The organism is Fodinicurvata fenggangensis DSM 21160 (assembly GCF_000686045.1).
Classification (GTDB): domain Bacteria; phylum Pseudomonadota; class Alphaproteobacteria; order Kiloniellales; family DSM-21159; genus Fodinicurvata; species Fodinicurvata fenggangensis.
The window spans coordinates 463,638-475,792 of the sequence record NZ_JMLV01000001.1 but is presented as its reverse complement, the minus strand read 5'-3'; the positions used below and the strand labels follow the sequence as shown (position 1 = coordinate 475,792).

The window sequence follows — 12,155 nt, the reverse complement described above, 5'->3', positions numbered from 1 at the left end:
TATAGCACCGATGCCGCCATTGTTCAGCCTGGAACCCTCTCTATCGGCGGGAACGACACTTCAGATGGAAAAGCTGGTGCCGCAGCCGCAGGAGGAACTGGCATTGGGATTGTTGATGGCAAAGTAGGAGCCGATCAGGTCTTCGATGAAATCGACCTGCGAGCCCTCGAGAAGTTCCAGTGAAATGGAATCCACGACCACCTTCGCGCCCTCGCGTTCGAAGAGACGGTCGTCCTCATTCACCTTGTCGTCGAAGGCGAAGGAATATTGAAAGCCGCTGCAGCCACCGCCGGAAACGGTGATGCGCAGCATCATGTCCGGGGTTTCCTCGGCCTGTGCCAGGGTGTTGATGCGTCTGGCGGCGCTCTCGCTGAGGCTGAGGGCGTCCTGCGGCTGCAGCGTGTCTGATGTTTCTGTAATGGCCGTCATGATCACGTCCTCTTGAAGCTGTTCTGCTAGATGTAATCCAGAATCCTTTGTGATTAAAGGGAGGCGCGCCTAAAGTCGCGATTGTCTGTCCGGACATGCACCCGTATCTTGTCGTTATCATGATGAATCCTGCCACTTTCGCGCCTTATGCCTGCGTTCCGGATCGAACACGCGGCCGCAAGCTTCCTGAAGAGGAAAGCCGGACACGCTCCGTGTTTCAACGCGACCGGGATCGGATTATCCATTCCGGGGCCTTTCGCAAGCTGCAGTACAAGACACAGGTCTTCGTCTACCACGAAGGCGATTACTACAGGACGCGCCTGACCCATTCCGTCGAGGTGGCTCAGATCGCCCGTTCCATCGCTCGCCAGTTGCAGCTCAACGAGGATCTTGCAGAAGCCGTGGCTCTGGCCCACGACCTGGGGCACACGCCCTTTGGACATGCCGGGGAGGACGCACTGAAAGAGGCGATGGAAGGCCAGGGTGGATTCGATCACAACGAGCAGACCTTTCGCATCCTGACCTTGCTCGAGGAACGTTATGCAGCCTTCAACGGCCTGAACCTGACATGGGAAACCCTGGAAGGGGTGGCCAAGCACAACGGTCCCGTTTCCAATCCGCGTGAAAGCTTGGAAAGCTTCTGCCGGGAATTCGACCTGGAACTGGGCAGTTATGCCAGTCTGGAGGCCCAGGTTGCGGCCCTGGCCGACGACATTGCCTATGTGAATCACGATCTGGCCGACGGGCTGCGTGCACAGCTGTTCACGATTGACGATCTGCTGGATCTGCCGCTGCTGGGTGACCTGTTCAACCAGGTTGGGCAGGCGTATCCCGGCGTCGATGAGGGGCGCCTTGTGCACGAGGTTATCCGTCGCCTGATCGACCTAATGGTCAATGACCTGCTGCAGGAAACGAACAGGCACCTTGAAGAGTCATCTCCGGGCAGTGCCGATGCGGTGCGGGCTCAATCGGGCCCGCTGGTCGCCTTCTCGGATGAAATGCGCATGGACATCGAGACCCTGCGCAGCTTTCTGTTTCAGCGTATGTACCGGCATTACCAGGTCAACCGCATCACCTCGAAGGCACGGCGTGTCCTGAAGCAACTGTTCCAGGTCTATCTGGACGAGCCCAATTGCCTGCCGCATGACTGGCAGAGCAAACTTGACATGTCTGGTTCCGAGGACCAAAGGGCACGGATCGTTGCGGATTATGTTGCCGGCATGACGGATCGCTACGCGCTGGAATCTCACGAGACACTCTTCAATCCCTACATTCGGCTTTGATCAACGAAAAATGAACATTTTCAATACATTCGAAAGCAGTCTTCATGCTTCGATCGAATCGCTCTGCAAGGAGGACCGGCTGCCGGCCGGCCTGGATCTGACGCGTTTGACGGTGGAGCCGCCGCGGGATCCGGATCATGGGGACCTCTCGACCAATGCAGCCATGGTCCTTGCCAAGCAGGCCGGGCGCAAGCCACGCGAGCTTGCGGACTTAATTGCTGAGCGATTGCGGGGCCTTGAGGGCGTGGAAACCGTCGAGATCGCGGGGCCAGGCTTCATCAATCTGCGACTGTCCGACCGGTTCTGGCAGTCGATGCTGTCGGAAATCTTGAAGAACGGCGAAGCCTATGGAGAGTCGCGGATTGGCGAAGGACAGTCCGTGAACGTGGAATATGTCTCGGCCAATCCGACCGGACCTTTGACCGTGGGGCATGCCCGTGGGGCCGTGGTCGGCGACGCGCTGGCGTCCCTGCTTCAGAAAACCGGTCACAAGGTAACCCGGGAATATTATGTGAACGATGCAGGCGGGCAGGTCGACACCCTGGCCAGGTCCGTCTACCTGCGTTACCGCGAAGCCCTGGGTGAGGAGATCGGGACTATCCCGGAAGGCATGTATCCCGGCGCCTATCTCTGTGAGGTGGGCCAGGCCTTGGCCGAGCGGGATGGGCGCAAGTGGATGGATTGCGAGGAATCCGAGTGGTTGGCGCCGGTGCGCAGCTTTGCCGTCGAACGCCTGATGGACTTGATCCGCGAAGATCTCAAGGCCGTGGGCATCGAGCACGATGTCATCCGTTCCGAGAAGGAACTGGTTGAGGCCGGTGCGGTGCAATCCGTTATTGAGCGCTTGAAGGAGAAGGACCTGCTCTACACCGGTGTGTTGGAGCCGCCCAAGGGCAAGAAACCGGAGGATTGGGAAGCAAGACCCCAGACCCTGTTCCGTGCGACCGACTTTGGTGATGACGTGGATCGCCCGATCCTGAAATCGGACGGCTCCTGGACCTATTTCGCCAATGACATGGCCTATCACCTGGACAAAGCGAACAGGGGGCACACCACCCTGATCGATGTCCTGGGCGCGGATCATGGCGGATACGTGAAGCGAATGAAGGCGGCCGTCAAGGCCCTGACGGATGACACCACGGCGCTGCACATCATCCTTTGCCAACTCGTGAAGCTGACCCGCGATGGCGAAGAGATAAAGATGTCCAAGCGATCCGGGAACTTCATCACCTTGCGTGAAGTCGTGGATGAAGTGGGCAAGGATGTCCTGCGCTTCATCATGCTAACCCGTAAGAACGATGCGCCACTGGACTTCGACCTGGCGCAGGTCATGGAGGAGTCCAAGGACAATCCGGTTTTTTACGTGCAGTATGCGCATGCCCGCATACGTTCGGTTCTACGCCATGCGGAAAAGGAATTGCCTTCGGTTGGGCAGGGCTTGAGTCAATTGTCGGACGCGCCCCTGCATCGCTTGACCGACTCCGCGGAATTGGCCGTGATTAAGAGATTGGCAAGCTGGCCACGCCTTGTGGAAGCTTCGGCGCAGGCCTATGAACCGCACAGGATCGCATTCTTTTTGAACGATCTTGCTTCGGATTTCCATGGCCTCTGGACGAAAGGCAAGGACAATGAGGAGTTGCGCTTTCTTCTGCCAGCCGATCCTGAACTCACCCAGGCGCGGCTCGCCTTGCTTCAAGCTGTGGCGCTGGTCATTGCGTCGGGCCTGAATATCTTCGGGGTGCGTCCTGTCGAGGAGATGCGTTGATGACCTATGATCCCCGTTTTTCCTGGAACAATGAAGGTTCTCCGGGAGAGCTTCAGGGGGAACAGCGGCCGCCGCGCAAGCCCAAGGGCGGTGGGCAAGGACCGCGACGCCTGATCCCCGCTGTGGTCGCCGTCCTCGGTCTTCTGCTTTTTGCAGGCATTGTCTGGTACGCCTATTCCTGGGGACGCAGTGATGGTGCGTCAGAAGCCATTCCGGTCGTCCAGGCGCCGGAAGGGCCGGAAAAGGAGGCTCCCGAGAATCCAGGCGGCATGGAAGTGCCCTATCAGGATACCCTGGTCCTGAATCCTGGCAACGGGCAGGACAAAGGGCAGGAGGTTGAGCGGCTGCTGCCGCCTCCCGAAGAGCCGGTTGAGCGCGAACAGGCGGAGCCTTCCGAGGCACCGGCTGATGAAGAAACGGCTGAACTCGATACAACGCGCGAAGATGTGCTCCCCGAGCCCACTGCCGAGGAAGCCGAGGAAACAGGGGCCGCTTCCGAGGAGTCCAGTGATATGGAAGTGGCTGACACGAACGACTCTCCCCAGGAGGCTCAAGAGCTGACGGCGGAGAGTGATGGTGAGGCAGAACCTTCCGAAGAAGGTGGGACTGAGGAAACGGAGCCGGAAACAGAGGCAACGACAGCGGAAGAGGCTGCCGCTACAGACGCTACAGAAACAGCCGACAGCAGCCAGGCGGTTGCCGAGGCTTTTCGTATACAGCTTGCCGCCGTGCGCTCCACCGAGGCTGCAGAGGCCGAATGGCAGAGACTGCAAGGCAAGCATGAAGCCCTGTTGGGCTCTCTCACGCTGAATATTGAACGGGCCGACCTGGGCGACCAGGGTGTCTATTACCGCATTCAGGCAGGGCCGCTTTCGGACAAGCAGGCGGCCGAAACCCTGTGCGAAGATCTCAAGTCAAGGGATCAGGCCTGCCTCGTCAGAAGTCCGCAATGACAACAGATGAGAGTAAGGATCCTGCAGCCCCTCGCGCCGTCATTTTCGGCTGTGAGGGAACCCGGCTCTCAGATGAGGAGCGCCGTTTTTTCCAGCAGGCCGATCCACTGGGGTTCATCCTCTTCGCGAGAAATATCGAGTCCCCCGATCAGGTGCGTGGTCTTGTCGCTGATCTTCGGGCGACGGTCGGCCGGCATAATGCGCCTGTTCTGATTGATCAGGAGGGTGGGCGAGTACAGCGCCTGAAGCCTCCCCAGTGGCGAAAGCTGCCCCCGGCGGAACCCTTCGGGCAACTCTGGGAGCAGGCGCCCGAGAAGGCCGGACGGGCGGCCTGGCTGCATGGCTATACAATCGCTCTGGAGCTGGCGGAACTCGGCATTTCGGTCGATTGCCTGCCCTGCCTGGATCTGCGCTTTCCCGGCGCCCATGACATCATCGGCGACCGGTCCTTCGGTGCCGATACCGAACAGATAACCCAACTGGGCGAGGCCGTGTCTCGCGGCCTCATTGCTGGCGGTGTCCTGCCTGTGGCCAAGCACATACCCGGTCACGGGCGGGCTTTGGTCGATAGCCACGAGAAACTGCCAAGGGTGACAGCCACGCTCGAACAGCTTGGGTCCTCTGATTTCGAGCCGTTCCGGAACCTGGCCTGGCTGCCGTGGGCCATGACGGCACATGTCGTTTATCAGGCTGTCGATGCTGTCAACCCGGCAACGACCTCGCCACGAATCATTCGGGAGATCATTCGCGAGGGTATTGGTTTTAACGGGCTGTTGCTGTCGGATGATATCTCCATGAAGGCCCTCGCAGGTAATTTTTCGGACCGCACGGCCAAGGCGCTGGCGGCAGGCTGTGATGTTGTTTTGCATTGCAACGGGGATGCCGAAGAGATGCAGGCGATAGCGGCGGCTGCGACCCCCATGACAAAGGCCGCGATGGGACGCCTGGAAAAAAGTTTTCAACTTCCTCGAGGTGACGGGTTAGCATTCCCGGATGCCGTGGAGGAATTGGAGGAACTCCTGTCTTGACCGGTCAGGATTTTGCCGAGGACGAGAAGAACGAGACATCAGCCCTTCAGGATGAGGAACGTCTGCGCCTGGACCTGGAAGGCTTCGAAGGGCCGATTGACGTTCTGCTGCAATTGTCTCGCGACCAGAAGGTCGATCTGACCCGTATTTCCATCCTGGCACTGGCCGAGCAGTATCTGGAGTTCATCCGGGCGGCCCGCCAGTTGCGCTTGGAACTGGCAGCGGATTATCTGGTCATGGCGGCCTGGCTGGCATATCTGAAATCCCGTCTTTTGCTTCCCGAACCCGAAGACAATGAGGAGCAGCCGACCGGACCGGAAATGGCGGCCGCCTTGAGGTACCAGCTGCAACGCCTGGAGGCGATGCAGACGGCGGGCGAAGAGCTCTTCGCCCAACCTCAGCTGGGACAACTGCGTTGGGGCCGCGGGATGCCGGAAGATCTCTCACCTGAACAGCGCGTTGTGTACGACGTCAGCCTCTATGATCTCTTGCAGTCCTATGGACAGATGCGCGCGCGCAATACGGCCCCGTCATCGCTGCGCGTTCTCTCGCTCAATCTTTACTCGGTTGAAAACGCCATAAAGCGCCTTTCCGGGCTGGTCGGGAAAACGCCGGGGTGGCACAGCTTGATGAACTTTCTGCCTTACGACTTGCAGGATGGGCTATCGCGGCGGTCGGCCGTAGCCAGCACCTTTGTGGCCAGCCTGGAGCTTTGCAAATCAGGGCAGCTGGAAATTCGTCAGGACGGAACCTTCGGTCCCATCTACTTGCGGCCGCGCGAGACAATCCAGAACATTGAAGACAGTTGACACAATGGATGAAGAGCAGCGTTTCAAGACATTGAGGCTACTGGAGGCTGTTCTCTTCGCGTCAGAAACCCCACTGACCGAAAAGCAACTGGCTGCCTATTTCCCCGAAGATGCCGATCTGGCAACACAGCTTGAAGCGTTGCAGGCCCAGTATGCCAATCGAGGCGTTGTTCTGGAGCAGGTGAACAATGCCTGGGCCTTCCGCACGGCAGCGGATCTGGGCCCCGATCTTCGACGTGAAAAGACAACCTACAAGAAGCTTTCCAAGGCGGCCGTGGATACCCTGGCCATCATTGCCTATCACCAACCGGTGACCCGTGCCGAGATCGAGGAGATACGCGGGGTCAGTCTTTCAAAGGGCACCCTGGATACCTTGCTGGAAGCCGAATGGGTCAAACCAAGGGGCCGCCGGCGCACCCCGGGACGTCCCTTGACCTGGGGAACAACAGAGTCCTTCCTGGATCATTTCGGCCTGGAAAGTCTGTCCCTCCTGCCAGGTGTCGAGGAACTCAAGGCGGCCGGCTTGCTGGATACGCGACCGGCAATTACGGCACTCGGCGAAAGAGGGCTCCTGGGAGCTGATGCCCAACAGGGGGAAGGGGAGACAGAGGCTGGAAAGGAAGAAGACAGTCTGGATGAACAGGAACTCGACTCCCTGATTCAGGACGAATTTTCCCGAAGCGAATCCGACGGCGGAGAATCCCGGACGTCGATTAAACCCTGGGAAGACGGGGACGAACCGGAGGCGGATGAAGAGGGCTCTGAGCGAAGCTGAATTCCAGAGGCTCGCTCTTGCAATGGATTGTCTTCCCCCCTCTGGCCGCTTAGGTTCTGCATGAACTTCTCCACTGAGTATTGATGTCCAAGATGGAAGCCCTTGCCTTCGAATCCGTACGCCACCGCTTCGGACAGGTGACGGCGGTCGATAATGTCAGCATGACTGTCGATCGCGGGGAACTGGTCTGTCTTCTGGGGCCATCCGGTTGCGGGAAAACCACCATGCTGCGGTTGGCGGCGGGACTCGAGCGCCTGCAGCAGGGGCGCATCGTGATGGCGGGCGAGATCGTTGCCGACGGCAAGGTCGATGTTTCTCCCGAATCGCGCCACGTTGGACTGGTGTTCCAGGATTTCGCCCTGTTTCCGCACCTGAGCGTCGCACAGAACGTGGCCTTCGGACTCAAGGGAGAGTCCCGCGAACTGCGCGAGAAGCGCGTCAAGCAGGCCCTTGCCCAGGTTTCGATGGAAAATTTCGGGAGTGCCTATCCGCACACCCTTTCGGGTGGACAGCAGCAGCGCATAGCGCTGGCGCGGGCCCTGGCGCCAAAACCCGCTGTCGTTCTGCTGGATGAACCTTTTTCCGGCCTGGATATGCGCCTGCGGAACGAAGTCAGGGACCAGACATTGCACATCCTGAAGCAATCGGGCGCCGCCACCTTGATGGTAACGCACGACCCGGAAGAGGCGATGTTCATGTCGGACAGGATTGCCTTGATGAACCAGGGACGTCTGGTCCAGACGGATCGGCCCGTCGATCTTTACTACAGTCCGGTGAACGCCTTTGCCGCTTCCTTTCTCAATGACACGAACCAGCTTACGGGCGTGGTCCACGATGGCGCCGTCGAGACGGCACTCGGGCGCCTGGAGGCTGAAAGCCTGCAGGACGGGCAGGGGGCGCAAATCCTTATTCGGCCGGAAGCCATCAAGCTGCTGCCGCCAGGGGCAAACGCCGGATCGGGGCGCAGTCCTGCGCGCGTGATCACATCAAAGCTTCTCGGACGCAGCAGTCTTGTGCACCTGTCCGTGGACAACAACGGCCAGGAAGCCCTGCATCTTCATGCACGTGTGCCCGGGCGCTTCCTTCCAGCGGAGGGAGAGATCTTCAGCCTGGACCTGGATTTCAATCAAACCTTCGTCTTTCCCGATTCAGATTTGAACTGATTGAAGGACACACGTTGCGGGGCGCACAGCTTTTTGCGATAGTTCGGCGAACAGAGGCGTAAGTTTGAATTAGCAGGAGACCCCTTATGGGTGCGATCCCGACAGAAGAATATCTCTTGGTTGCTTTCACAGGTTCTTTCAGCATCTGGCACTGGCTGATCGTGTTGGCCGTTGTGCTGATCCTTTTCGGCGGTGGTGGAAAGATCCCGAAATTGATGAAGGACCTTGGCAGCGGTATCACGCAGTTCAAGCGTGGTATGAAGGAAGAGGACAAGTCCGAAGGTGAAGAGGATGACGGCAGCGAGAAGCCGGCCTTGAACCGTGACGAAACCTCGACCGCACAAAGCGAGAAGGTCGACGAAGACAAGAAACAGAAAGCTGCCAACGGCTGAGTTGGGCTCCACAGCCTGGACGAACCAGCTGCCGTTAACGGCCCTCTAGGACAGACCCCATGCTCGATTTCGGCTGGAGTGAAATGGCGCTTGTCGTCTTTCTGGCGCTGATCATACTCGGCCCAAAAGACCTGCCGCGCGCCCTGCAAGGACTAGGCCGCATGATGCGCAAGGTGCGCGCTATGGGGCGCGAGTTTCAATCGGGACTCGATGAAATTGTACGGGATTCAGAGCTTCAAGAGGCCAGGAAGTCCATCGAATCCGTGCGCAAGGGCAAGCTCAAGGGCATGGTCGAGGAATCCATTGATCCTGACGGTGAGCTGAACAAGGAACTGAACGACGTTGACCGAACGGCACGTCAATCCGCTGAGTCGAAATCGTCATCTGCGAAATCATCCTCGGGCAAGTCTTCAGCGGGCAGCAGCCAAACTGGACAGAAGAGTGCGGCGGAATCTGAGGAAGCGTCCCCCGAGCTGAAAGCCTCATCGAAGGCCGGGGAAGGGGCTACAGAGAGCAAGTCTGGAAAGAAGGCGCCTTCTTCAACAGCAGCTTCGGCCAAGAGCGGGACTGCAAAGACAACCACTTCCAACGCCAAGGGCTCTCAGCGCAAGACGACCTCCGGTTCCAAGGCAACAACCTCAAAGGTCGGCGGCAAGGCTTCGGGAACAGCGAAATCCGCAAGCGGTTCGAACCAGAAAACGACCGCCGCAAAAACCACTGCCCAAAAGAGCGCCCCCCAGAAGAGCTCGAATCAGGCATCGAAAAGCACAGCTGCGCGTTCTTCCTCTGCCAAGAAGGCAGATACCGGCACTGGGAAGACTGCAGCCAGCGGCAAGTCATCCGGCACTTCCGGCAAGAGCACCGCGGCTTCAAACAAGAAACAATCTGACACACAGGCGTAATCGTGGCTGAGACTGTCGACGAAGAAAAAATGCCCTTGCTCGATCATCTGATCGAGCTGCGAAAGCGTTTACTGCTCTCTGCCGCGGGCCTGCTTGTTGTATTTGTTATCTGCTTTTTCTTTGCAGAGCAGCTTTACAACTATCTCGCACAACCCTTGGCGACGCTTCTGCTGGAGCGGGGCGATGAGCGACTGGCCCGTATGATCTTCACGGACCTGACGGAGGTCTTCTTCACCTATGTGAAGGTGGCCTTCTTTTTTGCAGTCTTTCTGACCTGTCCGCTTTTCCTGACCCAGATATGGCTGTTCGTGGCCCCCGGTCTGTACAAGAACGAAAAACTGGCGCTGGGTCCCTTTCTGGTTGCCTCTCCGGTTCTTTTCTTCACGGGCGCCGCGCTGGTCTATTACATCATCCTGCCATTTGCCTGGGAGTTCTTCCTTCAGTTTGAAACCAGCGGCGGCAATGGAACGGTTCCGATTGAGCTGGAAGCCAAGGTTGGGGAATATCTCTCCCTGACCATGAAGCTGATTTTCGCCTTTGGGCTTTGCTTCCAGTTGCCGGTCCTGATGACGCTTCTGGCGCGCGTCGGCCTCGCCACGGCCGATGGCATGGCAGCCAAGCGCAAATATGCGATCGTCGGTGTTTTCATCGTTGCTGCCATCTTTACGCCCCCGGATCCGCTCAGCCAGCTCAGTCTCGCTATTCCAATCGTGGCGCTTTATGAAGTATCCATTCACTTGGCGCGCATGGTTGAGCGCAGGAAAGCGCGGCGCGAACAGGAAGAAGAAGACGAACTCTAGGTCGAGCGTGAAGTAGAGTGATGGGACGCCCGGTCCGGCAGCAACCGGCTGGTCCATGGACGTCTCATCGCCTATTCTCTATAAGCCTTGAGCGGTGAGGGACTCGCCTCGCCTGTCTGATGAGCTGGGGAAAACCATGACCGCTGATTCCTTGCGATCCGCACGCATACTTGTCACCAATGATGACGGCATCCATGCCCCTGGATTGCATGCCCTGGAAAGGATTGCACACAGCCTCAGCGATGATGTCTGGGCCGTGGCGCCGGAAACGGAACAATCTGCGGCAAGTCACTCCCTGACGACACGACGCCCGCTGCGGGTTCGCCGTTTTGGGGAACGCCGGTTTGCCGTGGACGGCACTCCGACGGACTGCGTGCTGGTTGCCGTCAATTCCGTCCTGAAGGACAGGAAGCCGGACCTGGTTCTTTCCGGCATCAATCATGGTGGCAATCTTGCCGAGGACGTCGGTTATTCCGGCACGGTTGCTGCCGCCATGGAGGGGGCGCTTCTGGGCATCAAGGCGATTGCCTTCAGTCAGCTCAGGAAGGATGACAATCCAGCCAACTTCGAGATGGCAGAGCACTTTGCACCGGACATCATCAGGCAGCTCGATCGGCATTCCTGGAGTCCGGACCTGCTTTTCAACGTGAATTTTCCGGCCTTGGCTGCAGCTGATGTGAACGGGATTCGCATTGGTCGCCAGGGACGACGGGATGTGATGGTCGGGCTGGTTGAAGGACAGGATCCGGCTGGACGTCCCTATTTATGGATTGGTGATTTCGGGCCTGATCACTCAGAGGAAGAGGGTACGGATCTGGCAAGCATTCGAGAAGGCGCCATATCCATCACGCCCCTCCATCAGAATCTGACACACGAGCAATCCCTGACGGAGCTCACGGAGGTTTTTGGTGAGTCTGGCCGCACGTAAGATCCGGCTGCTCATGCAGCTCCGCAAGGCCGGCATCAACGACACCGCTGTGTTGTCGGCCATTGAACGGGTGCCGCGTGAGAACTTTGTTCCCCCCAGTTTTCGGGACCAGGCTTACGAGAACATTGCCCTTCCCATTGGCCAGGGGCAGACCTTGAGCCAACCTGAAGTCGTCGCGCTCATGACCCAGGCCCTTGAGTTGACGAAACGGCATACGGTTCTCGAAATCGGAACAGGATCGGGCTATCAGGCCTGCGTGCTCGCGCACCTGTCGCGGCGCGTTTACACCATCGAGCGTCATCGCAGCCTGCTGGAAGAGGCCACAGCCCGGATTTCCGAGTTAAGACTTCACAATGTCATGACTCGCCTGGGAGACGGCAGTCGCGGGTGGCCAGAAACTCGAAAATTCGACAGGATCATCGTGACCTGCGCCGCGGAATTTCCGCCGGAACCCCTGCTGGAGCAACTGGGTGAGGACGGGACCATGATCCTTCCCGTTGGCGGGCAGGGAAGAACGCAGGAACTGGTGCGCCTGAAGCGGGTTGGCGAAGGGATTGAGCGCAAGGAGCTGGGAATTGTGCGCTTTGTTCCCCTGGTATCTGATGAGAACTCTGGCAAGGGGCAGCGTCGAACCGGATGAAAGGATTATCGATCAGGCATAGCTGTTTGGCTGTTGTCACCTGGAGCCTTCTCGCAAGTTTACTTGGAGCCTGCTCCCTGACTGAGCCTCCCGTAACACAGTTGGGGACACCGCCTTTCCCACCTCCCGTGCAACCTCCAAAACCGGGGAGCCTGCCCGCAACGACGCAGGCCTCCACGTCCGCTCAATCAGAGCGTACAACATCCGGCATAGAGGTCAGTGAACTGACTCCGTCTTCACAGCCGGCGCCTGAACCAGAACCTGAACCAGGGACCCTCGACGGCAATT

13 protein-coding genes are annotated in these 12,155 nt (G+C 58.6%); 12 read left to right on the top strand and 1 reads right to left on the bottom strand.

What is annotated here, in order from left to right:
- Window positions 1-60 precede the first annotated feature (60 nt).
- Window positions 61-429, bottom strand: coding sequence for an iron-sulfur cluster insertion protein ErpA (gene erpA / locus BP38_RS0102255; RefSeq protein WP_051608869.1), 369 nt, complete (start codon window positions 427-429; stop codon window positions 61-63).
- 119 nt (window positions 430-548) lie between these two features.
- Between erpA and BP38_RS0102250 the strand changes: the two genes are divergently transcribed.
- From BP38_RS0102250 to BP38_RS0102195, 12 genes are all read left to right on the top strand, one after another.
- Window positions 549-1,712: a deoxyguanosinetriphosphate triphosphohydrolase gene (locus BP38_RS0102250; protein WP_026986399.1), complete on the top strand. Its 1,164-nt coding sequence runs from the start codon at window positions 549-551 to the stop codon at window positions 1,710-1,712.
- A gap of 10 nt (window positions 1,713-1,722) precedes the next feature.
- The gene (gene argS / locus BP38_RS0102245; RefSeq protein WP_026986398.1) at window positions 1,723-3,477 is read left to right on the top strand and encodes an arginine--tRNA ligase; all 1,755 of its coding nucleotides are present in this window, start codon (window positions 1,723-1,725) and stop codon (window positions 3,475-3,477) included.
- Window positions 3,477-4,430: an SPOR domain-containing protein gene (locus BP38_RS0102240; RefSeq protein WP_026986397.1), complete on the top strand. Its 954-nt coding sequence runs from the start codon at window positions 3,477-3,479 to the stop codon at window positions 4,428-4,430. Before argS ends, BP38_RS0102240 begins: the two co-directional genes overlap by 1 nt.
- Entirely contained in the window at window positions 4,427-5,458 is a 1,032-nt protein-coding gene (gene nagZ, locus BP38_RS0102235) for a beta-N-acetylhexosaminidase (RefSeq protein WP_026986396.1), read from the top strand. Before BP38_RS0102240 ends, nagZ begins: the two co-directional genes overlap by 4 nt.
- Entirely contained in the window at window positions 5,455-6,267 is an 813-nt protein-coding gene (locus BP38_RS18575) for a segregation and condensation protein A (RefSeq protein ID WP_035723147.1), read from the top strand. Before nagZ ends, BP38_RS18575 begins: the two co-directional genes overlap by 4 nt.
- 4 nt (window positions 6,268-6,271) lie before the next feature.
- Window positions 6,272-7,042 carry an SMC-Scp complex subunit ScpB gene (scpB, locus tag BP38_RS18570; RefSeq protein ID WP_081816397.1) on the top strand — a complete coding sequence of 257 codons (771 nt, stop codon included), beginning with the start codon at window positions 6,272-6,274 and terminating at the stop codon, window positions 7,040-7,042.
- Between the two features lie 83 nt (window positions 7,043-7,125).
- Window positions 7,126-8,205: an ABC transporter ATP-binding protein gene (locus BP38_RS0102220; protein WP_035723146.1), complete on the top strand. Its 1,080-nt coding sequence runs from the start codon at window positions 7,126-7,128 to the stop codon at window positions 8,203-8,205.
- A 116-nt stretch (window positions 8,206-8,321) separates the two neighbouring features.
- Entirely contained in the window at window positions 8,322-8,597 is a 276-nt protein-coding gene (locus BP38_RS0102215) for a twin-arginine translocase TatA/TatE family subunit (RefSeq protein WP_026986394.1), read from the top strand.
- A 59-nt stretch (window positions 8,598-8,656) separates the two neighbouring features.
- Window positions 8,657-9,499 (top strand): Sec-independent protein translocase protein TatB, encoded by an 843-nt coding sequence (gene tatB, locus BP38_RS21600; protein WP_051608867.1) that lies wholly within the window; start codon window positions 8,657-8,659, stop codon window positions 9,497-9,499.
- Between the two features lie 2 nt (window positions 9,500-9,501).
- The gene (gene tatC / locus BP38_RS0102205; protein WP_026986393.1) at window positions 9,502-10,299 is read left to right on the top strand and encodes a twin-arginine translocase subunit TatC; all 798 of its coding nucleotides are present in this window, start codon (window positions 9,502-9,504) and stop codon (window positions 10,297-10,299) included.
- 136 nt (window positions 10,300-10,435) lie between these two features.
- Window positions 10,436-11,227 carry a 5'/3'-nucleotidase SurE gene (gene surE, locus BP38_RS0102200; RefSeq protein ID WP_026986392.1) on the top strand — a complete coding sequence of 264 codons (792 nt, stop codon included), beginning with the start codon at window positions 10,436-10,438 and terminating at the stop codon, window positions 11,225-11,227.
- Entirely contained in the window at window positions 11,208-11,867 is a 660-nt protein-coding gene (locus BP38_RS0102195) for a protein-L-isoaspartate(D-aspartate) O-methyltransferase (RefSeq protein ID WP_026986391.1), read from the top strand. Before surE ends, BP38_RS0102195 begins: the two co-directional genes overlap by 20 nt.
- Window positions 11,868-12,155 lie beyond the last annotated feature (288 nt).